This window comes from Micromonospora siamensis (assembly GCF_900090305.1).
GTDB lineage: Bacteria > Actinomycetota > Actinomycetes > Mycobacteriales > Micromonosporaceae > Micromonospora > Micromonospora siamensis.
This window is the reverse complement of sequence record NZ_LT607751.1, coordinates 1,937,799-1,964,719: the sequence shown is the minus strand read 5'-3', so window position 1 is coordinate 1,964,719 and position 26,921 is coordinate 1,937,799. Positions and strand designations below refer to the sequence as shown.

Sequence of the window (26,921 nt, the reverse complement as noted above, 5' to 3'; positions counted from 1 at the left end):
GTCGGCAAGCCTAGCGCCTGAGCCACCCGGGCCGCGAGGTGGCGGCCCTCACGGCTCAGTCGACCAGGGCGTTGAGCAGGGATTCCTGGAGATAACCGAGATACGCGTAGACCGATAGTTGGAACACCCGGGACGAGGTGGGGTCGGCGGCCATCGCCTCGTCGAGCTCCTCCCCGAGGTCGGTGCCGTCGGATATGTCCAGCCTGACCCCCATCGCCAGCCGGGCGTCGTTGAGCGCCCGCAGCCACGCCTCGGCCGCCTCCGCGTCGAGACGTACCTCACCGCCGGCGTCGGTCGTGTCGGGCAGCGCCGCGAGGATCGCCCCGGCTTGGTCGATCTTGGCGGTCTTCAGGTCGCCCTCGGTGTAGCGGCGGAACTCCGCCGTGCCCGCCGAGTCGTCCGGATAGACCTCCGGGAAGAGCCGGCCGACCACCGGGTCGCCGTGGTCGAAGCCGTCGGTCAGCAGGCCGACCACCTCGCCGGCGACCTTGCGCAGCACCCGCACCTCGTCGACGGCGAAACTGGCGACGTACCGGTCGCCCTGCCGGCGGAACATGCTCACAGCACCACCCTTGATCGCGACTGCGGGGCTCGCAACACCGGCTCACTCCTCGCGCTCACGCCCGATCCACCGTCGCCCACAGCCCGTACGCGTGCAGCTGCGACGCGTCGTGCTCCATCCGCTCCCGGGCACCGGTGGAGACCACCGCCCGACCCTTGTGGTGCACGTCCAACATGAGCTTCTCGGCCTTCTCCCGGCTGTAGCCGAAGCATTTCTGGAAGACCCAGGTCACATACGTCATCAGGTTGACCGGGTCGTCCCACACGATCGTCACCCATGGCCGGTCGGAGACCGGCACCTCTTCGGTGTCCGGCGTCTCGACCGGTGCAACCTGCGGAGCCGCCATGCCCCCCATCGTGCCACCGGAGTCGGCGAACCGATGAACCGGAACGCCCGGTGGGTCGGGATCGGCGTCCCGGGCGGCCGGAGCGGGCACTCCGGCCGGGCGGTCGGCGCCGCGCTCAGGCGAGCAGGATGCCGTGGTCGATCGCATCCGCGAGCACCGTGGAGATCGAGAGGCGGATCACCTCGAACCGACGGGAGACCTCCCGGGTCAGTTCGAGCTCGACCTCGCGCAGCGCCCGCTGCGCCCAGGCCCGCGCGCCGCCCGGATCGTCGTTGCCCGGACTGCGCCAGTGCTGCCAGCAGCCGCCGGAGAGAGCCACCGCGATCGGCGGCAGCACCTCCGTACGCGGGGCGCCGGGCGAGCCGGCCAACGCGTCGATCGCGCCCGCGCCGGCCAGGCCGGCCACCCCCGCGGTGCTGGTGACCAGGAGCACCCGGTCCAGCTCCTGCCCGGCGGCGTGGTCGGCCAGCCCCCAGCGCACCGCGGTGACGATCCGCCGGCGCACCCCCTCGGCCAGCGGCTCCCCGAGCACCTGGCCCGCCGACTCGTCGAGCAACCTGCGCACCGCCAGGTCGCACTGGGCGGTGGCCAGCGCCGACAGCGCCTCCATCTCGCGGTCCAGCAGCTGCGGCAGGCCGGCGCAACCGACCCCGAAGACGATCTCCTGCACGACCCGCAGGTGCACGTTCGCCAGCTCGAGGGCGAGGTCCTGGCGGATCCGCTGGGCGCAGGCGCGGGTCTGGCGGTCCAGTTGGTCGGCCCAGTCGCCGCGGGCCGCCTCCGGCGCCACCGGCACCCGCCCGTGCTCACCGGCCAGCACGGGCGGCTCGACGCTGGCCCGGCGCAGCCCCTCGCCGGCCGACCAGCCGACCAGCGCCCGCTGGAGGGCGGGCAGGTCCGGCCGGGGGGCCGGGAACCACTGCGCGCCGGCCAGCGCCGGCACCGCGGCCAGGAGGGCCGCCCGGTGCGCCTCGGTGCTCAACTCGACCCCGTCGGTGGGGACGGCGGGCCGGACGGGCGGCGGCACGGACGCCCCCGTGTCCCCCGTCGCCGCGCCGTCCGGCCCTGGCTCCCAGTCGGCCGCCCCGGGGGTGACCACGAAGAAGACCTCGACCGCCGACCGGGAGACCTCGGCCAGCAGGTCCAGCTCGGCGGCGCTGAACGCCTGGGCGGCGGCGATCACGAAGAGCAGCGCGCCGCCCCGGCCGGCGGCGTCGAGCAGCAGCCGGCCACCGGCCACGCCAAGCGAACCGGTGTCGGGGGTGTCCAGCACGGCGAAGTGCCGCAGCAGCGGCACCGGCAGCCCCAGCTCCACCCGGCGCGGCGGCCGGGCCAGCGCCGGACCGGCCGCCAGCTGGTCGGCGCCGTACACCAGTGGCTGGCGGTAGCCCGGCACGTACGCCACCCGGGTGGCCTCCCGGGCGTGCCGGACCAGCAGGCAGGCGCCGGTCGGTACGGCGAGCATGCCGGCCGGCTGGGTGAGCAGGGCGGCGAGCACCTCCTGACGGCGGGCTCCGGCCGGCCCGGCGACGACCACGGCCAGCGGCTCGTCCGGACCGGGCGTCGTCACGCCGAGCCGGGCGGGCAGCGGCCCGCAGCGTGGCAGCTCGATCGTCGTCTCGTCGTCGTCGCCAACTGCGGCGGCGGTCTCCGACCGGTAGACCGAGGGAAGAGGACGGGGCTTCATCCGGTGCCCTCCGGGAGGGGCGGCCTGGGGCGGTCGCGTGGACATGTCCGGTGGTGAGGACCGGATGACGGAAGCCTACGGAGCGGGGCCGCGCCGTGACGAATACCTCCGATACTCACCGGTAACGGCCAGACTACTCAACTTCACTGCGTGACGCTGTCCGCGCGGACCGAATCACATCGATATGCTGCTCCGATGAGTCGGTGGAGCTTCGTCGGCCGAACGGTTGAACTGGGCCGGTTACGGTCGGCGGTCGCCAGCGCGGACCGGCACGGCATCTTCTTCAGCGGCAGCGCCGGCATCGGCAAGAGCCGGCTGCTCCGCGAGGGACTGGCCACCCTCCCCACCGACCGGTACGCCATCTTCACCGTCGCGGCCAGCGCCACCACGGCGGCGCTCCCCTTCGGCGGGCTGGTGCAGGTCCTCCCCGCCGAACAACCCGAAGGGCTCTCCCCCGCCGGCCTGCTGCGCTGGGCGGTGCAGGCCCTGCGGGAGCAGGCCGCCGGCCGACCGATCGTGCTGGCCATCGACGACGCGCACCTGCTCGACCCGCCGTCGGCGGCGCTGGTGCACCTGCTCGCCCGCACCGAGAACACCACCGTGGTCGGCACACTGCGCGACGGCGAGCAACTGCCGCTGCCGATCCGCGCCCTCTGGACCGACGACCTGGTGGACCTCGCCGAGCTCACCCCGCTCGACCGCCCCGAGACCGGCACCCTGCTGGCGGCCATCCTGGACGGTCCGGTCGACGACGGCTCCACCGAGCGGCTGTGGCGGCTCTCCGGAGGAAACCCCCTGCTCCTGCGGGAACTGGTGCTCGCCGCCACGGGCGGCGGGGAGCTGCACCGCACGTACGGGGCGTGGAGCTGGACCGGGCGCCTCGAGCTGGCGCCCACCCTGACCGAGCTGATCGACACCCGCGTCGGGCAGCTCAGCGCCGGCGTCCGTACCGTGGTGGAGCTGGTCGCGTTCGGCGAGCCCCTCGGGCTGCAACTGCTCAACGAGGCCGTGGCGCCGACCGACGTGGAGACCGCCGAGGAACGCGGCCTGATCACCGTGGTCCGGCACGACCGCCGGGTCAACGTACGGCTGGCCCACCCGCTCTACGGCGAGGTGATGCGCCGCCGCTGCCCGGTCAGCCGGACCCGCCGCCTGCACGCCCGACTCGCCGACCTGATCGAGAAGGCCGGCAAGCGGCGCCGCGACGACCTGCTCCGGGTCGCCGTGTGGCGGCTGGACTCCGGCACGGCGCAGGACCCGGCGCTGCTGCTGGCCGCGGCCGTGCAGGCGTTCACCCGCTACGACGTGCCGCTGGCCACCCGGCTGGCCCGGGCCGCGCTGGACGCCGACGGCGGGTACGACGCGGCCGAGCTGCTCGCCACCATCCTGATGTTCGCCGACCGGCCCACCGAGGCGCTGCGGGTGCTCGACGCGGTCGCCGACGACCTGGACTGCGACCGCCGGCGGGCCCGCTGGCTCACCGTGCGGGGAATGGTCGACTACTGGGGGCTCAGCCGGGAGTCCACCGTGGAGGAGATCGCCGCCCGGGCCGACGAGCTGACCGACCCGGCCGACCTGGCCCGGGTACGCGCCTTCGAGGCGATCATGCGGCTGCACCGGCTGGACACCGAGACGGCGCTGCGGCTCGGGCGCGGCGTCCTGGACCGCCCCGCCGCCAGCACGGCCGCCCGGGAACTGGCCCGCTGCACGATCGCGCACCTGCAGGCCGCGCAGGGCCTCTTCCGGCGCAGCGCCGAGGCGGTGGCCCGGGTGGCGGCCGAGGCACCGGCCTGGCGCAACGACATGCCCTACCTGCAACTCGCCATGGAGCTGGCCCGGGGCACCCGGCTCACCCTGGCCGGCGACCTGGCCGGCATCGACGCGATCGTGGCCGACGAGTTCGCCGACCTGGCCGGGGCCGGCGACTTCCGGCTCGGCACCGGCTACCTGGCCATCCTCCGGGCGTACGCGGCGCGGCTGCGCGGACGCAGCGACGACGCGCTCAAGACCAGCTTGGGCGCCTGCGCCGTGCTCGCCACCAGCCGCGTCTACGCCGGTCTCGCCCAGGCCGAACGCGCCCAGGCGGCGGCGCTGCGCGGTGACGCCGGGCACGCCGCCGAGGCGATGGCCGAGGCGGACCGTACGCACGCGCCCGGCATGGCCGTGCTCTATCCGTGGCTGGAACAGGCCCGCGGGGCGACGCTGGCCGCCGCCGGCGACCTGGCCGCGGCCACCACCCAGCTGACCGGGCTCGCCGACCGGCTGCGCGCCGACGGGCTGGCCGGGCACGAGGTGCTGGTGCTGCACGAGCTCGTCCGGTACGACCGGGCGGCCGAGCCGGTCGGCCCGACCTGCACCGACGGCGGCCGCCGCAGCGTCGCCCAGCGCCTCGCCGAGCTCAGCGAACGGGTGGACGGCCCGCTGGCGCCGTTGCTGGCCCGACAGGCCCGGGCCTGCGTCGAGGACTCCCCCACGGACCTGCTGGCGGTGGCCGACGACTTCACCGGGCTGGGGCTGCCGGTGTACGCGGCGGAGGCCACCGCGATGGCGCTGCACCGGCTGCGGCGCATCCGTTCCGGGGCGGCCGGCGCGGCGCACCAGCGGCTGGGCGCCCTGCTCGCCCGCTGCGACCGGCTGGACACCCCGGCGCTGCGGCTGGTCCGGCCGACCCTGACCAGCCGGGAACGGGAGATCGCCGGGCTGGCCGCCGAGGGTGCCAGCAGCCGGATCATCGCCGAGCAGCTCTACCTGTCCAGCCGCACGGTGGAGAACCACCTGCAGCGGGTCTACAGCAAGCTCGGGGTGAGCGGGCGGGCGGAGCTGCCGGCCGCCCTGCGGGCGATCGCGGGCCGGACCGGCGCGGAACCGGAGTGAACTCTAGGCTGGGACGGGTGAGCACCCTTCGCCCCGCGCTGCTGACCGACCACTACGAGCTGACCATGGTCAGCGCCGCCCTGCGCGACGGCACCGCCGACCGCCGCTGCGCCTTCGAGGTGTTCAGCCGGCGGCTGCCGGCCGGCCGCCGGTACGGCGTGGTCGCCGGGACCGGGCGGCTGATCGACCTGATCCGCGACTTCCGGTTCGACGAGGCGGAGGTGGACTTCCTGCGCCGCACCGGGGTGGTCGACGACGCCGGCGCCCGCTGGCTGGCGGACTACCGCTTCACCGGCGACATCGACGGGTACGCCGAGGGTGAGCTGTTCTTCCCCGGCTCGCCGATCCTCACCGTCTCCGGTGGCTTCGCCGAGTGCGTCGTACTGGAGACGCTGGTGCTCTCGGTGCTCAACCACGACTGCGCGGTGGCCGCGGCCGCCGCCCGGATGGTGACCGCCGCCCGCGGCCGGACGTTGATCGAGATGGGGTCGCGCCGGGCGCACGAGGAGGCCGCCGTGGCCGCGGCCCGGGCGGCGTACCTGGCCGGTTTCCGGTTCACCTCGAACCTCGCCGCCGGGCAGCGCTACGGCATCCCCACCGCCGGCACCGCCGCGCACGCGTTCACCCTGCTGCACGACGACGAGAAGGCCGCGTTCGCCTCACAGGTCGCCACGCTGGGCAAGGACACCACGCTGCTGGTCGACACGTACGACATCAGCCAGGGCATCCGCAACGCGATCGAGGTGGCCGGGCCGGAGCTGCGGGCGGTCCGGATCGACTCGGGTGACCTGGCGGTGATCGCCCAGCAGTCCCGGGAGCTGCTCGACTCCCTCGGCGCCACCGAGACGAAGATCATCGTCTCGGGTGACCTCGACGAGTACGCCATCGCCTCGCTCGCCGCCGAGCCGGTCGACATGTACGGCGCCGGTACCGCCGTGGTCACCGGCTCCGGTGCGCCCACCGCCGGCCTGGTCTACAAGCTGGTCGAAGTGGAGGGGCGCCCGGTGGTGAAGCGCTCCGAGCACAAGGCGACCATCGGTGGCCGGAAGGTGGCCGTACGCCGGCACAAGCCCACCGGCACCGCCACCGAAGAGGTGATCGTGCCGCAGGGCGTGCCGGACCGGAAGCCCAACGACCGGTTGCTCCAGCGCTCGTTCGTGGCCGGCGGGGAGCCGGTGCCGCTGCCCTCGCTCGACGAGTCCCGGGAACACCTGCGGGAGTGCCTGATCTCGATCCCCTGGGAGGGGTTGAAGCTCTCCGGCGGCGACCCGGCCGTCCCGGTCACCGTCGTACCGGCCAGCTGAGGAAGGGACACCACGATGGCGAACGCGCTGATCATCGTCGACGTGCAGAACGACTTCTGCGAGGGTGGCTCCCTCGCCGTGGCCGGTGGCGCCGGGGTGGCGGCCGGGATCTCCCGGCTGCTCGCCGCGGAGCCGGGCCGGTGGGACCACGTCGTCGCGACGAAGGACTACCACGTCGACCCGGGGGCGCACTTCGGCAACCCGCCGGACTACGTCGACTCCTGGCCGGCGCACTGCGTGGTCGGCACCCCCGGCTCCGAGTTCCACCCCGAGCTGGAGACCGGCCGGGTGGAGGCGATCTTCCACAAGGGCGAGCACGCGGCCGCGTACTCCGGCTTCGAGGGCCACGCCGACGACGGCGAGTGCCTGGCCGACTGGCTGCGCCGGCACGACGTCGACCGGGTGGACGTGGTCGGCATCGCCACCGACCACTGCGTCCGGGCCACCGCGCTGGACGCCGCCGAGCAGGGCTTCGACACCACGGTGCTGCTGGACCTCACCGCCGCCGTCGCGCCGGACACGCTCGACGTGGCGTTGCGGGCATTCGACGGCGCCGAGATCACCATGGTCGGCAAGCCTGTGATCAGGGCCGCTTGACCCGGTAATCGCTTGCCGATGTCGTACCCCCGGCCGAGGATGAACGGCCGGAGGTACGGACCATCATGAACCTGACGCCTTACCGGCGGGCGCTCGCCCTGCCCGGTCTGCGGTCGTTGCTGCTGGTGTCGGTGCTGGCCCGTGTCCCGCTCACCGCGACCGGCGTGACCCTCACCTTCTTCGTCGTGCTCGACCTGGGTCGCGGCTACGGCGCCGCCGGCCTGGTCGGCGCCGCGCTGACCGTCGGCAACGCGCTGGGCTCACCGCTGCTCGGCCGCCTGGTCGACCGGTACGGCCTGCGGCCGGTGCTCCTGCTCACCACCGCCGCCGAGGCGGTCTTCTGGGCCACCGCGCCGGCCCTGGACTACGCGCTGCTGCTGCCCGCCGCGTTCGTGGCCGGGCTGCTCGCCCTGCCGGTCTTCTCGGTGATCCGCCAGTCCATCGCCGCGATGGTGCCGGAGAGCCAGCGCCGCCCGGCGTACGCGCTGGACTCGATGTCGGTGGAGCTGTCGTTCATGGTGGGCCCGGCGCTGGCCGTCGCCCTGGCCACCGCCGTGTCGCCCCGGGGCACGCTCTGGGCGGTGGGCGCCGGCATCGTCGCCTCCGGCATCGCGCTGCTGGTGCTGAACCCGCCCACCCGCGGCGCCGAGGAGGCGGCCGGGCCACTGCCCCGGATCCCCCGGCGGGAGTGGCTGACCCCGAGGTTGCTCGCCGTGCTGGCGGTCAGCGCCGGCGCGACCCTGGTCCTCGGCGGCACCGACGTCGCGGTGGTCGCCGTGCTGCGGGCCGACGGCGAGGTCGGCTGGACCGGCGCCGTGCTCGCGATGTGGGCGGTCGCGTCGCTGGCGGGTGGCTTCGCGTACGGCGCGGTCAGCCGTTCCTTCTCTCCCCTGGCACTGGCCGCCGCGCTGAGCCTGTGCACCATCCCGGTCGGCCTGGGCGGCGGCCACTGGTGGCTGCTCTGCCTGACGCTGATCCCCGCCGGTGCGCTCTGCGCGCCCACCCTGGCCGCCACCTCGGACGCGGTCAGCCGGCTCGCCCCGCCCGCCGTACGCGGCATGGCGATGGGCCTGCACGGCTCGGCTGTCACGGTCGGGATCGCGGTGGGCGCGCCACTGGCCGGGGTGGTGATCGACGCCTCGGCGCCGTTCTGGGGCTTCGTGGTCACCGGCGCGGTGGGGCTGCTGGTGACCCTGCTGGTGCTGCCGGTCGAGCTGCGCCGCCGTCGCACCGCCGAGGGGCCACCGGCCACCTCACCGGCCCAGCCCACCGACCGTCCCGCCGAGCTGGCCTCCCCCACCGCCGCCTGACAGTCCCCGTCCACCGCCACCCGCCCCGCCCCGCCCCGGGCAGACGGTCCTCTCGCATTCGCCGTTTCGTTGCCGGTGGGCCTGACGACGTCAACGACATGCCCGGTAGCGCCGAGGGGGGACGGACGAGCCCCGGCCGGAAACAACCTCGCCGGCGAGCGTGATACCTCGGAGTCATATTGATACCTCAGAGGTATCACGCTCGTCGAAGTCCACGCGTCCCGTGACCGACGACTCCGAACGGCTGCGGCCCGGGCCCGGGAGATGGAAATGGCGACGGGCGCCGTACCCCGGGAGGGGTGCGGCGCCCGTCGGGCGATCGTCGGGAGCGTCAGCTCCGGTCGATGGTGCTGGAGGTGTCCTCCCGGTAGCTGGCGCCACCGTTGGACTCGCTGGTCAGCGGCTTGGCGCCACCCTCCGGCGGGCCGGCGATGGACTGGCCGGCGGCCAGCTCCGGGAACTTCGCGTCGAAGGCCGGCCGCTCGGAGCGGATCCGGGGCATCCGGTCGAAGTTGCGCAGCGGGGGCGGCGAGCTGGTCGCCCACTCCAGCGAGTTGCCGTGACCCCACGGGTCGTCGACCTCGACCACCGGGCCGGTCTTGTACGACTTCCAGCAGTTCCAGATGAACGGCAGGGTCGAGATACCGGTGATGAACGCGCCGATCGTGGAGATCGTGTTCAGTGTGGTGAAGCCGTCGCCGGGCAGGTAGTCGGCGTACCGCCGGGGCATGCCCTCGGCGCCGAGCCAGTGCTGCACCAGGAAGGTGGTGTGGAAGCCGATCATGGTCAGCCAGAAGTGGATCTTGCCGAGCCGCTCGTCGAGCATCCGGCCGAACATCTTCGGGAACCAGAAGTAGATGCCGCCGAAGACCGCGAACACGATCGTGCCGAAGAGCACGTAGTGGAAGTGCGCCACCACGAAGTACGAGTCGTGCAGGTGGAAGTCGAGCGGCGGGCTGGCCAGCAGCACACCGGTCAGGCCACCGAAGAGGAAGGTGACCAGGAAGCCGACCGCGAAGAGCATCGGGGTCTCGAAGCTGACCTGGCCCCGCCACATGGTGCCGATCCAGTTGAAGAACTTCATACCGGTCGGGACCGCGATCAGGTAGCTCAGGAAGCTGAAGAACGGCAGCAGCACCTGGCCGGTGGCGAACATGTGGTGCGCCCACACGCTCATCGACAGGGCGGCGATGGAGATCGTCGCGGCCACCAGGCCCTTGTAGCCGAAGACCGGCTTGCGGGAGAAGACCGGGATGATCTCGGTGATGATGCCGAAGAACGGCAGCGCGATGATGTAGACCTCGGGGTGACCGAAGAACCAGAACAGGTGCTGCCAGAGCATCGGTCCGCCGGTCGCGGGGTCGTACACGTGGGCGCCGAGCAGGCGGTCCGCGGCGAGCGCGAAGAGCGCGGCGGCCAGCAGCGGGAACACCAGGATCGCCAGCAGGCTGGTGACCAGCATGTTCCAGGTGAAGATCGGCATCCGGAACATGGTCATGCCGGGCGCGCGCAGGGTGATGATCGTGGTGATCAGGTTCACCGCGCCGAGGATCGTGCCCAGACCGGAGATGGCCAGGCCGACCACCCACATGTTGGCGCCGACGCCCGGCGAGTGCTCGACCGTACTCAGCGGCGTGTACGCCGTCCAGCCGAAGTCGGCCGCGCCACCGGGGCTGATGAAGCCGGCGGTCGCCATGGTGCCGCCGAACAGGTACAGCCAGTACGCGAAGGCGTTCAGCCGGGGGAAGGAGACGTCCGGCGCGCCGATCTGCAGCGGCACCACGTAGTTCGCGAACGCGAACACGATCGGCGTCGCGAAGAACAGCAGCATGATCGTGCCGTGCATCGTGAAGAGCTGGTTGTACTGCTCGGCCGAGAGGAACTGCAGGCCCGGCCGGGCCAGCTCGGCTCGCATGATCAGCGCCATCAGGCCGCCGACCATGAAGAACACGAACGCGGTGACCATGTACATGATCCCGATCTGCTTCGCGTCCGTGGTGCGCAGCAGCCGCGCGATAGCCGACCCCTTGACCGGCTCTCGGACCGGCCAGGGCCGGGTCACGACCGGCTTGGGTGCGACGGTGGTCACGAATGGCCTCCGGTTCTGGTTGTCCCGCTCGGCGCGCGGTGGTTATCTGCGAGCCGTCATCCGCAAGGAGGATAGTCCCCGGCAGGTGGCCACGCTGATCGGGGTGGCGTGGGACGATCGGCGCGCGTGGTGCGTGCTCACAGCGGGCCGACCAGCAGTCGGTAGTGCTCCCGGAAGATCCGTCCGCCGCGCCCGCGCAGCAGCGGGTCGCGCAGCGCCGGCGGCACGTCGCGGGTCCGGTTGCGGTCCCGGGTCCGGTCCCGCACCCAGCGGGTACGCGGGCGCCGGCGACTCTCGTACGCCAGCAGCGCGGAGTCGACGTCGCCGGCCGCTGCCAGCGACTCGGCGAGCACCACGGCATCCTCCAGCGCCATGGCGGCGCCCTGGGACAGCGACGGGGCGGTGGCGTGCGCGGCGTCACCGACCAGCAGCACCCGGCCGTGGAACCACCGGCCCAGTTCGACCTCGTCGGTGAGCCCCACGTCGACGTGGTCGAGCGCGGCGAGCACCTCGGGCACCGGCCCGCCGTACCCGCCGAAGATCTCGCGGAGCCGGCGGAGCGGGTCGGCGGGCAGGATGTCGCCGGCTTCGTCGGCATAGCAGTACAGCCGTCCCGCGCCGATCGGCACCACCAGGAAGCCGGAGCGCTGCCCGAGCAGGGCGGTCCAGTCCCGCACCGGTGGGCCGTCGCGCAGGACGCCCCGGTAGACCACCTGCCCGGCGGGGCGGGGCGGTCCACCGAGAGCGGCGAGCGCGCGGACCGACGAGCGGGGTCCGTCGGCGCCGACGACCAGGTCGTACTCGCCGGTGGTGCCGTCGGTGAAGGTGACGCCGACGCCGGCCGGCAGCGGTTCGACGGAGCTGACCTCGGCGCCGTGCCGGACGGCGCCACCGGCGCCGGTCAGCAGCACCCGGTGTAGTTCGCGGCGGGGCAGGGCCCGGCACGACCCGACCCCGGCCCAGAGCGCGTCGAGGTCCACCTCGCACAGCGGCGCCCCGGCGGCGTCGAGGAAGCGTTGTCGGTGGATGACCTGGCCGAGCCGGCCGACGGGGCCGTCGAGGTCGAGGCGGCGCAGTGCCCGCTCGGCGTTGCCGGGCAGGTAGAGGCCGGTGTCTCCGCGCTCGGCCGGGGGGAGCTTCTCGGTGACGTCGGGCCGGAGGCCGGCCATCCGCAGCGCCCGGGCCACGGCGAGGCCGGCGATGCCCGCGCCGACGACGAGGACGCGCAGGGCTGAACCACGCATTGCGGTGTACGCCTCCGGAGGGGGTCGGAACGCGTTGGAGGCAAGACGTTACTCGGAGCGATCTGGGCACGCCAGGGCCGTTCGGCCCGCGCGGCACGCCGCTCCGCCGCGATGACCAGCATCTTTACGTCCGACGGCTGGTCGATCGGCGACCCCGGACGGCGCGAAGATGAAATCGCTTAACCGGTACAGTTGCGCAACTGTTTCAGACATGTAAATGTGTCGGCTGAACCTGGGAGCGCTCCCGCTCGTATCTCCCGACATGTCCGGCGCCCCCACGCCGTAGCCAAGGAGCATCATGAGACGTCCACTCCGGGCCATCGCCGCCGCCGGCCTGCTGGCCGCCGGCACGATCGTCGCCGTCGCCCTCGGCGGCAACGCGTCCGCCGACACCCAGATCTGCGACCAGTACGGTTCGACGGTCATCGGCAACAAGTACGTCGTGCAGAACAACCGCTGGGGCACCACCGCCACCCACTGCATCAACGCCACCGCGACCGGGTTCTCGATCACCCGCCAGGACGGCGTCTCGCCGACCAACGGCGCTCCGGTGTCGTACCCGTCGATCTTCGCCGGCTGCCACTACACCAACTGCTCCCCCGGCACCAACATGCCGATCCAGGTCAAGAGCATCAGCAGCGCGCCAGCCAGCATCAGCTGGAACTACATCAGCGGCGCCACCTACGACGCCGCGTACGACATCTGGCTCGACCCCACGCCCAAGAAGGACGGGGTGAACCAGATGGAGATCATGATCTGGATGAACCGTCAGGGCCCGATCCAGCCCATCGGCTCGCCGGTCGGCAACACCACCCTCGCCGGCCGCAGCTGGGAGGTCTGGCGGGGCAGCAACGGCCAGAACAACGTCATCTCGTACGTCGCCTCGTCGCCGATCCCGAGCATGAGCTTCGACGCCCTGGAGTTCATCAACGACACCCGCAACCGGGGCGCCATCACCAACGACTGGTACCTGACCAGCATCCAGGCCGGCTTCGAGCCGTGGCAGGGTGGTGTCGGCCTCGCGGTGACCAACTTCTCGCAGGACGTCCGCACCGGCGGCACCAACCCGCCGCCGTCGCCGACCCCGTCGCCGACGACCCCGACGCCCTCGCCGACCACCAGCACCCCGCCGCCGTCCGGCGCCGCCTGCACGGTGAAGTACACCGCCACCAGCGTGTGGAACAACGGCTACACGGTCGACGTGGCGATCACCAACAAGGGGTCGAACACGATCAACGGCTGGAACCTCACCTACAACCTGCCCACCGGGCAGCAGGTGACCAACGCCTGGAGCGCCACGGTGACGCAGAGCGGCAGCGCGGTCAGCGCCCGCAACGTGGACTACAACGGCACCATCGCCCCGGGCGCCTCGACGACCTTCGGCTACCAGAGCACGCTCAGCGGCGCGTTCTCCGCGCCGAGCGCGTTCGCCCTCAACGGCGTGAACTGCGCCAAGGTCTGAGGAGCCCCGACGCCACGGGGCGCGGTCCGCCACCCGCGGACCGCGCCCCGTGCGCGTACGGCGAGGCTCAGCCGCCGAGGGCGTCGATGTCGCGCATCTCCTCGGCGGTCAGCGAGAACCGGAACACGTCGGCGTTGGCCCGGATCCGCTCCGGGGTGACCGACTTGGGGATCACCACGATCTCGTGGTCGATGTGCCAGCGGAGCACCACCTGCGCCGGGGAGACGTCGTGCGCTCCGGCGATCCGCGCCAGCACCGGGTCGGCCAGGTCGCTGGTCTTGAACGGGCTGTAGCCCTCCAGCACCACCCCCCGGTCGCGGTGCGCGGCGTGCGTCTGCCGGTCGTACAGCGACGGGCTCCAGCGGATCTGGTTGACCGCCGGGGTCTCCTCGGTGGCCTGGATCAGCTCGTCGATCTGGCTGATCGAGTAGTTGCTGACCCCGACCGCCCGGGTCAGGTTCTCGTCGCGGGCGGCGAGCAGTTCCCGCCACACCGGGATGCTGTCGCCCGGCGACGACGGCGGCCAGTGGATCAGCCACAGGTCGACGTGGTCGAGGCCCAGGGCGTCCAGGCTCGCCTCGATGGTCTCCCGTTCCCGGCCCACCCGGTCCGGGGGCAGCTTGGTGGTGACGAAGAGGTCCTCCCGACGCAGGCCGCTCTCCCGGACCGCCCGGCCCACCTCCTTCTCGTTGCCGTACATGGTGGCCGTGTCGATGTGCCGGTAGCCGGCGTCGAGGGCGGCGAGCACGGCGTCGTACCCGGCCTCGCCGGTCGCCTGCCAGGTGCCGAAGCCGAGCAGGGGCATCCGGACGTCGCCGGGGAGCGCGACGGTGGGCTGTTCAGGGCTGGTCATGGCGGCTGTTGTACCCGGCATCCCGGCGCGCATGCCCGGGTGGGCGGAGAATGCGGAGGTGGCCGACCCGCTGGAGGAGTACCGCCGCCGGCGGGACGCGGCGCGCACCCCGGAGCCGGTCCCGCAGCGCCCGCCGCGCCGGCCCCGGCGGGCCGGCGAGGCCCGGTTCGTCATCCAGCAGCACCACGCCCGCCGGCTGCACTGGGACCTGCGGCTGGAGCGCGACGGGGTGCTGGTGTCCTGGGCGGTGCCGCGCGGCCTGCCCCGGGACACCGGACGCAACCACCTCGCCGTGCACACCGAGGACCACCCGATGGAATACCTCACCTTCCACGGCGAGATCCCGGCCGGCGAATACGGCGGCGGGCGGATGACCGTGCACGACACCGGGACGTACCGCACCGAGAAGTGGCGCGACGACGAGGTGATCGTCGTGCTCGCCGGTAACCGCACCCGGGGCCGGTACGCGCTCTTCGCCACCGGCGGCCGGGACTGGATGATCCGGCGTACCGACCCGCCGCCGCCGGGCTGGACGAGCATGCCGGAGCGGGTCGCGCCGATGCACGCCACGCCGGCCCGCCGGCTGCCCAGCGACGACGCCGCCTGGGGGTACGAGCTGCGCTGGGACGGCGTACGCGCGGTCGCCCACGTCTCCGGCGGCCGGCTGCTGCTGCGCTCGGCGGACGGCGAGGACGTCACTGCGGCGTACCCGTGGCTGCGGGACCTGGCCGAGGAGCTGGCGCCCACCGAGGCGGTCCTGGACGGCATCCTGGTCCGGATCGACGCCGCCGGCCGGGTCCGGCCCGCCACCGGGGGAAAACCGACCCGTGGCTCCGCCCGCGCGACCGCGCCGGACGCCCAGTTCCTGCTGGTGGACCTGCTCTGGCTGGAGGGGGCGAGCACGGTCGACCTGCCGTACGCGCAACGCCGGGAGCTGCTCGACGGTCTGGCGCTGGCCGGGCCGCACTGGCAGACTCCGCCGTGGTTTCCCGGTGGCGGGGCGGACGCCCTGCGGGCCGCCCGGGAGCAGGGCCTGCCCGGGGTGGTGGCGAAACGCCTGGCCTCGGGCTACGAGCCGGGGCGGAGCAGCCGGAACTGGCGCACCATCGACGCGAGCTGAGAACTCCCGAGGAGCGACGTGTACCTGACCCACCTGGAGTGCCCGCGCTGCGGCACGGGACATCCGGCGGACGAGTTGGCGAACCTCTGCGGCTGCGACTCACCGCTGCTGGCCCGGTACGACCTCGGCGCGGCCGGCGCGGCGGTCACCCCGGAGCGGTTCGCGTTACGCCCGGCCGACCTGTGGCGCTACCGGGAGCTGCTGCCGGTGGCCGACCCCCGGCACGTCACCACGCTGGGCGAGGGCTGGACGCCGCTGCTGCGGGCGCCCGCGTACGGGGCGGAGATCGGCATCCCGGACCTGATCGTCAAGGACGAGGGGCTCATTCCGACCGGGTCGTTCAAGGCCCGCGGGGCGGCGGTCGGGGTGAGCCGGGCCCGGGAGCTGGGCGTCAAGCGGATCGCCATGCCGACCAACGGCAACGCGGGCGCGGCGTGGGCGACGTACGCGGCGCGGGCCGGGCTGGGCGCGACCATCGTGATGCCGCTGTCCGCCCCCACCATCTGCCGGCGGGAGTGCGTGGCCGCCGGAGCGGACCTGCGGCTGATCGACGGGCTGATCAGCGACGCCGGCCGGCACGTGGCCGGGCTGGTGGCCGAGTCGGCGGGCGGGATCTTCGACGCCGGCACGCTGCGCGAGCCGTACCGGCTCGAGGGCAAGAAGACCATGGGGTACGAGATCGTCGAGCAGCTCGGCTGGCAGGTGCCCGACGTGATCATCTATCCGACCGGTGGCGGGGTCGGGCTGATCGCCATCCACAAGGCCATGCACGAGCTGCGTGAGCTGGGCTGGATCGGGGACAAGCTGCCCCGGCTGGTGGCGGTGCAGTCCACCGGCTGCGCGCCGATCGTGCGGGCGTTCGCCGCCGGCGAGCAGCGGGCCACGCCCTGGGCGGACGCGCACACCGTCGCGTTCGGGATCACCGTGCCGGCACCGCTGGGCGACGAACTGATCCTGACCGCCCTTCGGGAGAGCTCCGGCACCGCCCTCGCGGTCGACGACGCCGAGCTCCTGGCCGACCTGCGGGACTTCGCGGCCCGGGAGGGCCTGCTGCTCTGCCCGGAGGGAGCGGCCTGCCTGACCGCGGCGAAGCACCTGCGGGCCGGCGGCTGGATCCGGGCCGGCGAGCGGGTGGTGGTGCTCAACACCGGCGCCGGCCTGAAGTATCCCGAGACGATCGACGTCTCCGGCGTGCCCGTGGTGTGAGGCCGGTTCAGGCGGTGGTCGGGTCGGTCAGCCGCCAGGCGGCGTTGATCAGCCCGATGTGCGACAGGGCCTGCGGGGTGTTGCCGAGCTGGGCGCCGGTACCCAGGTCGATCTGCTCGGCGAAGAGCCCGACGTCGTTGGCGTGCCCGAGCACCTTCTCGAACAGCACCCGGGCGCGTTCCTGCTCGCCGGCCAGCACCAGGCACTCGACCAGCCAGAAGGAACAGAGCACGAACCCGGCCGGGTCGGTGGCCCAGCGCCGGACCAGCCCGTCGTCGGTGCCCAGCTCCCGCTCCACCACGTCGATCGTGGAGCGCATCCGCGGATCGCGGGCGTCGAGGAAGTGCAGCACCGGCAGGAAGAGCGCGGACGCGTCCAGCTCCGCCGAGCCGAACGCCCCGGTGTACGCCCCGATCCGGTCGTTCCAGCCCTCGCGCAGCACGGTGGCCCGGATCTCGTCGCGGATCGCGGCCCACCGGCGCGGGTCGGCCCGCTCACCGAGCCGGGGGGCCAGCTCCACCGCTCGGTCCAGCGCCACCCAGCAGAGCACCTTGGACGACACGTAGTGCCGCTCGGCGTCCCGGGTCTCCCACATCCCCCGGTCCGGCAGCCGCCAGGTGGTGGCGACCTGCTCGGCCAGCCCGACCACCATCTCGCGCAGCTCCTCGTCGAAGGTCTCGCCGAGATAGTCGTGCAGCCGCCACACCGCCGAGATCACCTCACCGGGCACGTCGAGCTGCCGTTGCCGCCACGCGTCGTTGCCGACCCGGACCGGCCGGCTGCCCGCCCAGCCCTGGAGGTGGTCGAGCTCGTGTTCGGAGATGTCCCGCTCCCCCTCCAGGCCGAACAGCACCGGCACCGGGCGGTCCCCCATCCGGCCGATGGAGCGGGCGGCCCAGGCGAAGAGCCGGTTGGCCTCGTCGGGGCAGGCCGCCACCCAGAAGGCCCGCATGGTCATCGAGAAGTCGCGCAGCCACGCGTAGCGGTAGTCGTAGTTACGGTCACCGCCGACCCGCTCGGGCAGCGAGGTGGTGAGCGCGGCGGCCACCGCGCCGCTGCGGGCGTACGTCAGGCCGGTGAGGACGACGGCGCTGTGCCGGACCTGCTCGGCGTACCGGCCCTCGTAGCCGTGGGTCTCCCGGTACGCCTCCCAGGCGGCGACGGTGTCGTTCAGGGCGGCGACCGGGTCGAGGCGGGCGGCCGGGCGCCCGTGTCCCGGCGCGTACGCCAGGTCGAAGCCGACCACCTGGCCGGCGCCGATCTCGAAGGTGTGCCGGACCCGGTCCCGGTCCGGTCGCAGCGGCCCGGCGCCGCCGCGCAGGGTCAACGCGACCGGCCCGGCGTCGGCCAGCACCCCACCGTCGGGCTGCTCGTGCAGGTACGGGGTGAGCAGGCCGTACTCGGGTCGGGGGGCGAAGTCGAGTTCCATCGGCACCCGCCCGCTGAGCCCCTCGACCACCCGCAGCAGCACGGCCGGTGAGTTCATCCCCAGCTCGTGGCCGCGGGCGCCCAGTTCGGCGGCGAGCGCGTCGGTGACCGCGACGCTGCCCTGCGGGGTGTGGTGCACGGTGCGCAGGACCAGCGTGTCGGGCCGGTACGCCCGCTCCACCCGGCCGGTGGCCAGCGGCGCGAGCCGCCAGTAGCCGGCCTGCGGATCGAGCAGGCGGCCGAAGACCGACGGGCTGTCGAACCGGTCGGGGCACCACCAGTCGATCGAGCCGTCCCGGCCGACCAGCGCGCCGGAGCGGCAGTCGGAGAGGAACGCGTAGTCGGAGATCGCCGGTTGCCCCACGCCCGCCGGGTTACCCGGGCCGGCCCGGATCACGCGGGCCGGCCGGCGGGCTGATGGTCAGGCGGTGGGCGGCTCGTCCTCGCCGGCCGCCTCGGCCGCGTCGGCCTCCTCCTTGGTGCGGTGCACCACCTGGTCGGCGTGCTCCGGCGGCCCGTAGACGGTGTAGAGCACCAGCGGGTTCGGGCCGGTGTTGACGAAGTTGTGCTTCGTGCCGGCCGGTACGACCACCAGGTCGCCCGCGACGACCTCCTTCTTCTCGCCGCCCACCCGGGCCTCCCCGGCGCCGCTGACGAAGGTCAGGATCTGGTCGATGCCCTCGTGGACCTCCTCGCCGATCTCGCCGCCGGGCGGGATGGTCATGACCACCAGCTGGGTGTTGGTGCCGGTCCACAGCACCCGCCGGAAGTCCGGGCTCTTCTCGGCCACTGTCGCGATCGTGTAATGCTCCATGGCGCGCACATACCCGGTGTGGCGGACGATCACGCCGGGAGTGGCAGATGGTGGAATTCCCCACGTGATGCAGGTTTGCCCCACGTCAGGACGGGCATCGAGTGTTCCGACCGGTGCGGTTTTCCCGGACCGGTCGGTGCCAGGTCCCCGCTGACGTACCGCCGTCGGGGCTGCGGTGGTGGGAGACGGCCGAGCGCGGCGACGTTAGGACTCCGGTCCTGCGGCGCCGTGCGCTCGTCTGCCCGTACTCCACCCGCGCACGCCGGTCAGCACCAGGGCGACCGCCACCAGGCAGAGGATCGCCACCACCTCCTCCTCGGGGAGCAGCGGACCGGGCGGCGGCGCGTAGCTGAGGCCGACCTCGAGGAACGCGTCGCCGGAGCGGGGCAGCGGCTGCGGGCGCAGTGGCAGCCCCGGGACCGGGCCGATCAGAGCGGCCCCCGCGCCGAGCCCCAGTCCGGCCGCCACGGTGAGCGCGCCGGCCCGTAGCAACGCCACCAGCGCCGCCCCGGCCAGTACGAGGTAGAGCGGCGAGACCGGCCGCGGACCGAGCACCGCCGCACCCGCGACGATCAGGCCGACCGCCGTCGTCACTGCGGTCCGCCTCCGGTCGGCGGCCCGCGGCGGTAGCGCGAACACCGCCACGGCCACGCCCACCACGGCCACCGCCAGGCAGGCCGTGCTCCACCACGGTTCGACCGCCCGCGCCGCGTACTGCTCCAGGTACTGCTCGGCGCTGAGGAACCGAAGTTCGCTCCCGCCGGCCGCGTCGTGGGCGGGCAGGCCGAGCAGTTCGCGTACGCCAAGGGCGGCCAGCGCCACCGCCACCCCGATCCGGACCGGGCGGGAAGCGCTGCCGGGGGCGGCCAGCGGGTAGCCGGCGGCGGCGAGCCAGGCGAGCCCGCCGGCGGCCGGCAGGATCGGCGCATCGAACCGGAGGCCGACCAGGTGGGCCACGGCGAGCAGCAGCGCCGCGGCGGCGAGCCAGCGATGGGTACGCACGGGCGCGATGCTGCCACGGCCGACCTCGCCATGCTGTCCCGTGGGCGTCCGCCCGGCCCGGTCAGGCCAGCACGGCCAGGTGGAAGGCACGGTCGGCGCGGTTACCGTCGTCGGCGAAGGTCTCGACGAACACCCCGTTGGGGATGCCGGTCCGGCCGGCCACGGCGATGTCCCCGACCCGGGAGACGCCGAGGTTGCCGACCCGGCCGAGGGTGCCGAGGTAGCCGGCCCGGGTCACGTCCTGGTCGAAGGTGACCTGGTACATCCCGGTGGCGAGGCGGGCCGACGAGGCGGCCCCGAGCCCTCGGACGAGGGTGCCGTCGGCGTCGACGACGGCGAAGAGCACCCGGGCGCTCGGTGGCATCCCGATCGTGCCGCAGGTGGTCAGCTCGGCGTCGGCCCGGTGCACCTCCTCCTCGTCCGCTTCGGGCTGGCCGGGCACCCGCCTGGATCTGGTGCTGGACATGGTGGTCCCTTCTCCACCGGCCGTGGCCCGGACCGGCCGAGGTGCTGCGTGGTGAGCCGGGGCGATCCGCGGTGATCGAGCCCCCTGGGTTACCGAACGTATTGCGGGGATCGGGCGACCAGCCAGTAACGACGCTGTCCGATCTAGGACAGTTGACAAGGCCCTGACCTGGGCAGACGCCGACCCGCCCGGTGCGTGGGCACCGGACGGGCCGACGGCTTCAGCGGGCGGCGCAGCGCGGGCCCGAGGGCGCCGCGACGTCGCCGTTCACGGTCAGTCCCCAGGCGGTGGTGCCGCCCGGGGCCACGGCGCCGTTCCAGCTGACGTTCGTGGCGGTGACCTGCTGGCCGGACTGGCTGGCGGTGGCGTTCCAGGAGCCCGACATCCGCTGCTGCCCGGGCCAGCCGAAGTCGGTGGTCCAGCCGGTCAGCGGAGACGTACCGGTGTTGCGGACGGTCACCTCGGCCTGGAAGCCGCCGCTCCACGACGAGGTGACCCGGTAGCTCGCGGAGCAGGCCAGGCCGGGCCCGGTGGTGCCGGTCGGGCTCGGGCTCACCGTCGGGCTGGGGCTCACCGTCGGGCTCGGGCTCGCCGTGGGGGTCGGGCTGGCCGTCGGCCCGGTGCCGTCCGAGGTGGTGTACGCGACCTGGGTGTACGCCGCCGAGCAGGTGCCGCCGCACGAGCCGGGCAGCGAGAACCGGTACACCCGACCGTTGTTGATCAACGTGTCGGCCGCGTCGCGGACCCGGATCTGGAAGTCGGTGCCGCCGGAGGTGGTGGCGCCCAGCACGTACGACTGGCCCATGTCACTGTTCATCGTGGCCCGCCGCCACACCCCGTCGGCCAGGTACTCCACCCCGTGGATGCCGTTGGCCAGGTGCGACACGGCGATCGCCGGCCAGTACCGCTGGGCGCCCTGGAGGAAGCCGATCCGGATGTCCCCGGAGTAGTTCGGGGCGGGCACGAAGGACCAGGAGACGTGCCGGTTGTTCCAGTGGTTCGGGTACATGTCGCCCACGGCGGTGCCGTTGCGGCTGAACTGGTTGAGCGAGGCGGTCGCCAGGTCCAGGTGGTACGGGTCGTCCCGGCACCAGGCGTTGCCGTCGCCGCAGCTGTCGGCGACCAGCATGGTCAGGGTGGCGCCGTCGTAGGCGTCGGCCACCCAGGAACCGTTGCGGCAGAACGGCTGCCCGGGGGCGCCGTCGTTGACGCCGGTGCAGTAGTCGCCGATCGAGACGCGGACGTACCGGCCGCAGTTGAGGCCGTTGTTCCACAGCCCGATCCTCGCGGCCTGGTCCGGCGGGATCGGCCGGACCGGGTACGACGTGTAGTCGCCGGGCAGGTCGTAGACGTTGAGGGCGACGAAGTGCGGCGAGTCGAGCTCGGACTGGGGCAGCCCGCAACCGCCGTACGGGGCGCCGAGGCCGTCGAAGTGGGTGGCGTTGCCGGTGACCGGGGCGGGCGGGTCGCCGGGGACCAGCGCCAGGGCCGGGAGCTGGCCGGTGAGCAGGAGGGCGACGGCGGCGGCGGCGAGCGCCGCGACCAGGCCGGCCCGCTTGCGCGGGGTGGTCATGGGGTGCCTTTCGGGCAGGGTCGACCGAGTCGACGTGGTCATGGGTGCCCATCCATGCCCGGCAGTGCCCGCCCGCCCATGGCATCACCTGCGTCGATCGGTGTCAATTCGAAGCCTGCCAGGCGGATTCCCTGCCACGAAACGGGTTCCGGGCCGGAAGGCCCTGTGCCGAACGCCACGACCTGGCTACATTGAGGTATGGTGCCCGCCCACGGGGGCCGGACGGCGGAACCGGTCTACCGCCCCGTCCTCCCCGGACGACGGGGCGAACTGGAGGCGCTCGGTCACCTCGACCGCGCCACCGCCGCCCTGCTCGCCCCGATCATCGAGCTGTCGACCGTGGACACGTCCGTTGTGGACGCGCTGCGCCGGCTGCCGGAGGGGCTGCTCCCGGCGGTCGACGTGAGCCTGCTGCCGGAGGGCGTCGCCGGCGCGGTGGCCGGTTGGGGCGTACCCGTGGTACCGGTGATCGGTCCCGACTGCGGTCACCGGGCGCTGCTGGCCCACGGCGCGACCGCCCGGGCGTACGCCCGGCGGGCGGTGGTCCGGCTGCGGACCGGGCAGGTGCGCGCCGGCCCGGACGCCACGACGGCGGCCGTGGAGCGGATCTGGCGCCTCACCGGCCTGGTGCCGGAGCAGTGCGACCTGCTGGTCGACGCGGGCGACGTGTGCTGCGCGGCGGACGTCCGGCAGGCCGAGCCGCGGATCCGCCGGCTGCTGGACTGGGCCCGCCGGCACGCCTGGCGCTCGGTGACCGTCGCGGCGGGCGGGATGCCGCCGACGCTGTCCCGGCTGCCCACCGACGAGCCGGTCCGGCTGCCCCGTTGGGACTGGCTGCTCTGGCAGCGCCTGGCCGAGCTGGGCGTCGGGTACGGCGACTACGGGGTGGGCAGCGCGGTGCCGGGGGCCGAGCCGTCGGGCGACCGGCTGCCCACGGTGCCGTACACCGGTGACGGGGAGTGGTGGGTCCACCGGTGGGCGCGGCGCGGCGGGCGCGGCGACGAGCGCTTCGCCGACCTGTGCCGGGAGCTGGTGTCGGCGCCCTACTGGCCGGCCACCGGGGCCGCCTTCTCCTGGGGCGACCACGAGCTGCTGCGCCGGGCCCGCCGGGGAGCCGGCGCGGGCTCCCCGGCGAACTGGACGGCGTGGAGCACCTCGCACCACCTGGCGTACGTGCTGGGCACGCTGGCGGGCCCGGAGCGCGACGAGACGCCCGGGCCGTGGCGGACGGGCCGCGACGCCGACCGGGGGCGGCCCGCCCGACGGATCACTCCTTCTCGGTGAACCCGAACTGGACGACGCCCTCCTCGTCCACCTCGGCGTCGACCGAGGTGTCGCCGAGCAGTTCGGCGGCGTCGGAGTCGAGGAAGATGCGGGCGCCCTGGTTGTCGACCACCTGGTCGCCCTGTACCGGTTCGGGCACCAGCTCGATGGTGAGCGACCCGGCGTCGGTGTCGGCGGCGATGCGCAGCCCACCGGCCTGGGCGACGTCCTGCTGCGCGGCGAGGTCGCGGATCACGAGCACGGCGTTGTCGGTCATGGTGAGCATGCGGGGATCTCCTCGTCGGTTGCGGTCATCGGCCGTACGACCTGGTCGGACGGCTCGGCATTCCTACCCCGGGATGTCGGGATTATCCATATGCTCGGCCCATGGACGCAGCCCGCCGGTACGCCGCCGAGTTCCTCGGCACGCTGCTGCTGGTCTTCTTCGGCGTCGGCAGCGCCGTCTTCGCCCGGGTCCAGGGCGGCGTGGTGGTGGTGGCGCTGGCCTTCGGCTTCGTCCTGCTGGCGCTGGTCTACACCATCGGCCCGCTGTCGGGCAGTCACGTCAACCCGGCGGTGACGCTCGGGGTGCTGCTCTCCGGCAAGATCTCCCCGCTCGGGGCGGTCGCGTACTGGATCGCCCAGTTCGCCGGTGCCACCGTCGCCAGCTTCGTCATCTGGGCACTCACCCGATGGGGTGACGTGGTGGACCAGACCGGGGCACTGGGCAGCAACGGCTACGGCGCGCACATCAACGCGGGCGGGGCCGCGGTGCTGGAGACGATCCTGACGTTCCTGTTCGTCCTCGTGGTGCTGGTGGTGACCAGCCGGGCGGAGCGCGCCGGCGTCGCCGGCCTGGCGATCGGGCTCGCGCTGGCCGCCGCGCACCTGGTGGCCATCACCCTCGACGGCACCTCGGTCAACCCGGCCCGGTCGTTCGGCCCGGCGGTGTTCGCCGGTGGCAGCGCGCTGCGCCAGCTCTGGCTCTTCATCGTCTTCCCGCTGGTCGGCGGGGCGCTCGCCGCGCTGGTGGCACCCCTGTTCACCGGGGCGAACACGCACTACCGGGCCGAACCGGAAGAGCCACCCGGGCACGCCCCGCGTGCCTTCTGAGCCGTCGGTAACAAATTTTCATCACCGAGGGTTCACTGGAGGAAAGCTCCGTGCGACCATCGACGCATGCATCGTCGTCACTATGGGCGGGGGTTGGCGCTGACCGCGCTGCTCGTCGCCACGGCCACCACCGGCGCACCCGCCACCGCCGAGTCCCCCAGCCCCGCCCAGACACGGTTGCACGCCACCATCGACACGGTCCTCGCCGACCCACGGCTCGACGGCGCGCAGGCCGGCGTGGTGGTGGTCGACACCAGCACCGGGCAGACCCTCTACGACCGCAACGGCGACCGGCGGCTGGTGCCCGCCTCCAACACCAAGCTGCTCACCTCCACCGCCGCCCTGGCCCTGCTCGGCCCCGGTCACCGCTTCACCACCGACGTGCGCAGCACCGGCAGCCGGCGGGCCGGCCTGGTCGCCGGCGACCTCTACCTGCGCGGCGGCGGCGACCCCACGATGCTGGCCGGCGACTACGACGCGCTGGCCGCGCAGGTCGCCGCGGACGGCGTACGGGTGGTCACCGGGAACCTGGTCGCCGACGACACCCGCTACGACGACAGCCGGCTCGGACCGGACTGGACCTGGGACGACGAGTCGTACTACTACGCGGCGCAGGTCTCCGCGCTGACCGTGGCCCCGGACACCGACTACGACGCCGGCACCGTCATCGTGCACGCCGCGCCGGGCAAAACCGCCGGCGACCGACCGGCCGTCACGATGACCCCGCCCAACGGATACCTGAGGATCGACAACCGGGCCGAGACCGTGGCCGAGGGCCGCACCGACCTCACGATCGAGCGACGGCACGGCACCAACACCATCGTGGTCACCGGCCAGATCGCCGCCGGCGACGACCCGGTCGACGAGTGGATGACGGTCTGGGAGCCGACCGGGTACGCCGCCGACGTCTTCCGGGCCGCGCTGCGCCGGCACGGCGTACGGGTGCTGGGGTCGACCGTCCTCGGCCGGGCCACCCCGACCGACGCCGCTCCGGTCGCCCGGCACGACTCGATGACCCTCGCCGAGCTGATGACGCCGTTCCTCAAGCTCTCCAACAACGGCCACGCCGAGGTGCTCACCAAGGAGATCGGGCGGATCATCTCCGGCACCGGGAGCTGGTCGACCGGCCTCGCCGCGATCAGCGAGTACGTCGCCGACGCCGGGATGGACACCGGCACCCTGCGCCAGCGCGACGGCTCCGGCCTGTCCCGGCGCAACCTGATCCCACCGGCCGAGTTCGTGGACCTGCTCGCCGCGGTCCGCACCGCACCCTGGTTCCCCACCTGGTACGCGGCTCTGCCCGTGGCCGGCAACGCCGAACGGTTCGTCGGTGGCACGCTGCGCAGCCGGATGCGGGGCACCGCGGCGGCGGACAACGTGCACGCCAAGACCGGCAGCCTGACCGGCGCGTCCAGCCTCTCCGGCTACGCCACCGACGCCGACGGGCACGTGCTGGCCTTCTCGATCGTGCTGAACAACTACCTGGCCTCGTCGGTGAAGGGGCTGGAGGACCAGATCGCGATCGCGCTGGCGGCGTACTCGGAGAAGAGCGGGACCACGGTGCGGGTGGCGCCGGCGGCGGCGCCGGACGCGCCGCGGGTGCCGGAGGGCCTGGAGTGTTCCTGGGTGAAGCCGATCGCCTGCTGAGCTCCCGCCGGTGCCTCGTCGGCGGGACGGGGCACCGGCGGGTCGGCGTCAGGCCACCGGCCGGGTGGGTCGGGGTGACACGACCGCGCCCGGGTCGCCCCGCTCGACCAGCGCGTCGATCTCGGCCGGGCGCAGCCCGCGCAGCGTCAGCACGCGTCGCCCCCACCGGTGCAGCCGGCAGGGGAACGGGTGGGCGTCGTTGCGGCAGATCGTGCCCCCGGACCAGCGCCGTGGCGCGTGCACCACCACCGCCCGGACGGCGAACTGGACGTCCTCGCCGGTCACCTGCGGGGGCATCGGGATCTCCCGGAGCACCTCGCGACCGGCGGTCGGTGGGACTGGTCGGACGGCACTGCTGGTCATCGGAACGAGCCTCCACAGGGGATCGTCGGGATGTCGACAGCAGAAAGTTACGACCCGCTCGACGCACCGCGACGGACAAACTGTCCCGGCGGTGTGCTCAGCGCCCGCACCCCGGGCACACCGGCCGGGTACGGGTGCGGAAGCTGAGCGCCGCCACACCCAGTCCCCACCCCCACACCCAGTACGCCGGCTCGGCCACCCAGAAGAACCCCAGCGGGAAGCGGCCGTCGCCCGGGTCGAAGGTGCCGGTGACCGTCTCGACGGCCAGGTCGACCAGCCCGACGCCGAAGTAGCCGACCAGCCCCACGGCGAAGACCGCCGCCGGGACCAGCAGCAGGGCCGGCGGGATCCGGCGGCCGGCCAGCAGCGGCACCCAGCCCGGCCAGATCCGACCCCACCGGTGCACCAGCGCCAGCGGCAGCAGCACCCCGGCCAGCAGGAAACCGACCTCGAAGACCAGCATGGAGGCGCCCGGGCCAGCGGCATGCCGTCGAAGCCCACCGCGACCTGGGCGGCCAGCCGCAGCAGGCAACCACCGACGGCCGCCCACGCGGCGGCCCGGGCCCAGCCGGGCACCGAGCCGGCCCGCCCACCCGGA

At 73.6% G+C, this 26,921-nt stretch carries 24 protein-coding genes; 10 read left to right on the top strand and 14 right to left on the bottom strand.

Annotated features, from left to right (window positions below; genetic code table 11):
• Positions 1 to 55 precede the first annotated feature (55 nt).
• The 3 genes from GA0074704_RS09055 to GA0074704_RS09045 form a co-directional block, all read right to left on the bottom strand.
• A complete protein-coding gene (locus GA0074704_RS09055; RefSeq protein WP_172880882.1) occupies positions 56 to 556 on the bottom strand; it encodes a DUF2017 domain-containing protein in 501 nt (166 codons plus the stop codon).
• 61 nt (positions 557 to 617) lie between these two features.
• Positions 618 to 908, bottom strand: a complete 291-nt coding sequence (gene clpS, locus GA0074704_RS09050; RefSeq protein ID WP_088973554.1) for an ATP-dependent Clp protease adapter ClpS — start codon at positions 906 to 908, stop codon at positions 618 to 620.
• A gap of 115 nt (positions 909 to 1,023) precedes the next feature.
• Positions 1,024 to 2,595, bottom strand: coding sequence for a hypothetical protein (locus tag GA0074704_RS09045; RefSeq protein ID WP_231926796.1), 1,572 nt, complete (start codon positions 2,593 to 2,595; stop codon positions 1,024 to 1,026).
• Between the two features lie 195 nt (positions 2,596 to 2,790).
• On the opposite strand from GA0074704_RS09045, the gene GA0074704_RS09040 reads away from it, so the two are divergent.
• The 4 genes from GA0074704_RS09040 to GA0074704_RS09025 all read left to right on the top strand — a co-directional run bounded on the left by GA0074704_RS09040 (position 2,791) and on the right by GA0074704_RS09025 (position 8,680).
• Entirely contained in the window at positions 2,791 to 5,469 is a 2,679-nt protein-coding gene (locus tag GA0074704_RS09040; protein ID WP_088970088.1) for a helix-turn-helix transcriptional regulator, read from the top strand.
• Positions 5,470 to 5,486: 17 nt separating this feature from the next.
• On the top strand, positions 5,487 to 6,773 hold the full coding sequence (locus tag GA0074704_RS09035) for a nicotinate phosphoribosyltransferase (RefSeq protein ID WP_088970087.1): 1,287 nt from the start codon (positions 5,487 to 5,489) through the stop codon (positions 6,771 to 6,773).
• 15 nt (positions 6,774 to 6,788) lie between these two features.
• A complete protein-coding gene (locus GA0074704_RS09030) occupies positions 6,789 to 7,370 on the top strand; it encodes an isochorismatase family protein (protein ID WP_088970086.1) in 582 nt (193 codons plus the stop codon).
• Between the two features lie 65 nt (positions 7,371 to 7,435).
• Complete coding sequence (locus tag GA0074704_RS09025; RefSeq protein ID WP_088970085.1) at positions 7,436 to 8,680, top strand: MFS transporter; 1,245 nt, start codon at positions 7,436 to 7,438, stop codon at positions 8,678 to 8,680.
• Positions 8,681 to 9,011: 331 nt separating this feature from the next.
• Here GA0074704_RS09025 and ctaD read toward each other — a convergent pair whose 3' ends face one another.
• Positions 9,012 to 10,769 carry an aa3-type cytochrome oxidase subunit I gene (gene ctaD, locus GA0074704_RS09020; RefSeq protein WP_088970084.1) on the bottom strand — a complete coding sequence of 586 codons (1,758 nt, stop codon included), beginning with the start codon at positions 10,767 to 10,769 and terminating at the stop codon, positions 9,012 to 9,014.
• Between the two features lie 137 nt (positions 10,770 to 10,906).
• Complete coding sequence (locus tag GA0074704_RS09015; protein ID WP_088970083.1) at positions 10,907 to 12,013, bottom strand: FAD-dependent monooxygenase; 1,107 nt, start codon at positions 12,011 to 12,013, stop codon at positions 10,907 to 10,909.
• 298 nt (positions 12,014 to 12,311) lie between these two features.
• Between GA0074704_RS09015 and GA0074704_RS09010 the strand changes: the two genes are divergently transcribed.
• The gene (locus tag GA0074704_RS09010) at positions 12,312 to 13,475 is read left to right on the top strand and encodes a GH12 family glycosyl hydrolase domain-containing protein (RefSeq protein ID WP_088970082.1); all 1,164 of its coding nucleotides are present in this window, start codon (positions 12,312 to 12,314) and stop codon (positions 13,473 to 13,475) included.
• Positions 13,476 to 13,542: 67 nt separating this feature from the next.
• Here GA0074704_RS09010 and GA0074704_RS09005 read toward each other — a convergent pair whose 3' ends face one another.
• Positions 13,543 to 14,328 carry an aldo/keto reductase gene (locus tag GA0074704_RS09005; protein ID WP_088970081.1) on the bottom strand — a complete coding sequence of 262 codons (786 nt, stop codon included), beginning with the start codon at positions 14,326 to 14,328 and terminating at the stop codon, positions 13,543 to 13,545.
• Positions 14,329 to 14,386: 58 nt separating this feature from the next.
• On the opposite strand from GA0074704_RS09005, the gene GA0074704_RS09000 reads away from it, so the two are divergent.
• Positions 14,387 to 15,448, top strand: a complete 1,062-nt coding sequence (locus GA0074704_RS09000) for a DNA polymerase ligase N-terminal domain-containing protein (RefSeq protein WP_088970080.1) — start codon at positions 14,387 to 14,389, stop codon at positions 15,446 to 15,448.
• A gap of 18 nt (positions 15,449 to 15,466) precedes the next feature.
• Complete coding sequence (locus GA0074704_RS08995; protein WP_088970079.1) at positions 15,467 to 16,654, top strand: threonine synthase; 1,188 nt, start codon at positions 15,467 to 15,469, stop codon at positions 16,652 to 16,654.
• A 7-nt stretch (positions 16,655 to 16,661) separates the two neighbouring features.
• Here GA0074704_RS08995 and GA0074704_RS08990 read toward each other — a convergent pair whose 3' ends face one another.
• The 5 genes from GA0074704_RS08990 to GA0074704_RS08970 all read right to left on the bottom strand — a co-directional run bounded on the left by GA0074704_RS08990 (position 16,662) and on the right by GA0074704_RS08970 (position 21,937).
• Complete coding sequence (locus GA0074704_RS08990) at positions 16,662 to 18,446, bottom strand: glycoside hydrolase family 15 protein (protein WP_088973552.1); 1,785 nt, start codon at positions 18,444 to 18,446, stop codon at positions 16,662 to 16,664.
• A 57-nt stretch (positions 18,447 to 18,503) separates the two neighbouring features.
• Positions 18,504 to 18,896 (bottom strand): cupin domain-containing protein, encoded by a 393-nt coding sequence (locus tag GA0074704_RS08985; protein WP_088970078.1) that lies wholly within the window; start codon positions 18,894 to 18,896, stop codon positions 18,504 to 18,506.
• A gap of 204 nt (positions 18,897 to 19,100) precedes the next feature.
• Positions 19,101 to 19,898 carry a hypothetical protein gene (locus GA0074704_RS08980; RefSeq protein WP_088970077.1) on the bottom strand — a complete coding sequence of 266 codons (798 nt, stop codon included), beginning with the start codon at positions 19,896 to 19,898 and terminating at the stop codon, positions 19,101 to 19,103.
• A gap of 61 nt (positions 19,899 to 19,959) precedes the next feature.
• Positions 19,960 to 20,364: a hypothetical protein gene (locus tag GA0074704_RS08975; RefSeq protein ID WP_088970076.1), complete on the bottom strand. Its 405-nt coding sequence runs from the start codon at positions 20,362 to 20,364 to the stop codon at positions 19,960 to 19,962.
• Positions 20,365 to 20,584: 220 nt separating this feature from the next.
• Positions 20,585 to 21,937 (bottom strand): cellulose binding domain-containing protein, encoded by a 1,353-nt coding sequence (locus GA0074704_RS08970; protein WP_088970075.1) that lies wholly within the window; start codon positions 21,935 to 21,937, stop codon positions 20,585 to 20,587.
• Between the two features lie 198 nt (positions 21,938 to 22,135).
• Here GA0074704_RS08970 and GA0074704_RS08965 point away from each other — a divergent pair, with 198 nt between their 5' ends.
• Positions 22,136 to 23,221, top strand: a complete 1,086-nt coding sequence (locus GA0074704_RS08965) for a beta family protein (RefSeq protein WP_088970074.1) — start codon at positions 22,136 to 22,138, stop codon at positions 23,219 to 23,221.
• Here GA0074704_RS08965 and GA0074704_RS08960 read toward each other — a convergent pair.
• On the bottom strand, positions 23,205 to 23,486 hold the full coding sequence (locus tag GA0074704_RS08960) for an iron-sulfur cluster biosynthesis family protein (RefSeq protein WP_088970073.1): 282 nt from the start codon (positions 23,484 to 23,486) through the stop codon (positions 23,205 to 23,207). The genes GA0074704_RS08965 and GA0074704_RS08960 overlap by 17 nt on opposite strands.
• Before the next feature lie 101 nt (positions 23,487 to 23,587).
• Between GA0074704_RS08960 and GA0074704_RS08955 the strand changes: the two genes are divergently transcribed.
• Together GA0074704_RS08955 and dacB are read left to right on the top strand one after the other, a co-directional pair.
• Entirely contained in the window at positions 23,588 to 24,313 is a 726-nt protein-coding gene (locus GA0074704_RS08955) for an MIP/aquaporin family protein (protein WP_088970072.1), read from the top strand.
• 66 nt (positions 24,314 to 24,379) lie between these two features.
• Positions 24,380 to 25,960: a D-alanyl-D-alanine carboxypeptidase/D-alanyl-D-alanine endopeptidase gene (gene dacB / locus GA0074704_RS08950; RefSeq protein ID WP_088970071.1), complete on the top strand. Its 1,581-nt coding sequence runs from the start codon at positions 24,380 to 24,382 to the stop codon at positions 25,958 to 25,960.
• Between the two features lie 48 nt (positions 25,961 to 26,008).
• Here dacB and GA0074704_RS08945 read toward each other — a convergent pair whose 3' ends face one another.
• Both GA0074704_RS08945 and GA0074704_RS08940 read right to left on the bottom strand, forming a co-directional pair.
• A complete protein-coding gene (locus tag GA0074704_RS08945; protein WP_088970070.1) occupies positions 26,009 to 26,323 on the bottom strand; it encodes a hypothetical protein in 315 nt (104 codons plus the stop codon).
• Between the two features lie 97 nt (positions 26,324 to 26,420).
• On the bottom strand, positions 26,421 to 26,786 hold the full coding sequence (locus GA0074704_RS08940; RefSeq protein ID WP_088970069.1) for a hypothetical protein: 366 nt from the start codon (positions 26,784 to 26,786) through the stop codon (positions 26,421 to 26,423).
• Positions 26,787 to 26,921 lie beyond the last annotated feature (135 nt).

Coding starts and splice junctions, on each gene's coding strand:
- GA0074704_RS09055 (WP_172880882.1), bottom strand. CDS start 556: ATGTTCCGCCGGCAGGGCGACCGGTACGTCGCCAGTTTCGCCGTCGAC.
- clpS (WP_088973554.1), bottom strand. CDS start 908: ATGGCGGCTCCGCAGGTTGCACCGGTCGAGACGCCGGACACCGAAGAG.
- GA0074704_RS09045 (WP_231926796.1), bottom strand. CDS start 2,595: ATGAAGCCCCGTCCTCTTCCCTCGGTCTACCGGTCGGAGACCGCCGCC.
- GA0074704_RS09040 (WP_088970088.1), top strand. CDS start 2,791: ATGAGTCGGTGGAGCTTCGTCGGCCGAACGGTTGAACTGGGCCGGTTA.
- GA0074704_RS09030 (WP_088970086.1), top strand. CDS start 6,789: ATGGCGAACGCGCTGATCATCGTCGACGTGCAGAACGACTTCTGCGAG.
- GA0074704_RS09025 (WP_088970085.1), top strand. CDS start 7,436: ATGAACCTGACGCCTTACCGGCGGGCGCTCGCCCTGCCCGGTCTGCGG.
- GA0074704_RS09015 (WP_088970083.1), bottom strand. CDS start 12,013: ATGCGTGGTTCAGCCCTGCGCGTCCTCGTCGTCGGCGCGGGCATCGCC.
- GA0074704_RS09010 (WP_088970082.1), top strand. CDS start 12,312: ATGAGACGTCCACTCCGGGCCATCGCCGCCGCCGGCCTGCTGGCCGCC.
- GA0074704_RS09005 (WP_088970081.1), bottom strand. CDS start 14,328: ATGACCAGCCCTGAACAGCCCACCGTCGCGCTCCCCGGCGACGTCCGG.
- GA0074704_RS08985 (WP_088970078.1), bottom strand. CDS start 18,896: ATGGAGCATTACACGATCGCGACAGTGGCCGAGAAGAGCCCGGACTTC.
- GA0074704_RS08975 (WP_088970076.1), bottom strand. CDS start 20,364: ATGTCCAGCACCAGATCCAGGCGGGTGCCCGGCCAGCCCGAAGCGGAC.
- GA0074704_RS08970 (WP_088970075.1), bottom strand. CDS start 21,937: ATGACCACCCCGCGCAAGCGGGCCGGCCTGGTCGCGGCGCTCGCCGCC.
- GA0074704_RS08965 (WP_088970074.1), top strand. CDS start 22,136: ATGGTGCCCGCCCACGGGGGCCGGACGGCGGAACCGGTCTACCGCCCC.
- GA0074704_RS08960 (WP_088970073.1), bottom strand. CDS start 23,486: ATGCTCACCATGACCGACAACGCCGTGCTCGTGATCCGCGACCTCGCC.
- GA0074704_RS08955 (WP_088970072.1), top strand. CDS start 23,588: ATGGACGCAGCCCGCCGGTACGCCGCCGAGTTCCTCGGCACGCTGCTG.
- dacB (WP_088970071.1), top strand. CDS start 24,380: ATGCATCGTCGTCACTATGGGCGGGGGTTGGCGCTGACCGCGCTGCTC.
- GA0074704_RS08945 (WP_088970070.1), bottom strand. CDS start 26,323: ATGACCAGCAGTGCCGTCCGACCAGTCCCACCGACCGCCGGTCGCGAG.
- GA0074704_RS08940 (WP_088970069.1), bottom strand. CDS start 26,786: ATGCTGGTCTTCGAGGTCGGTTTCCTGCTGGCCGGGGTGCTGCTGCCG.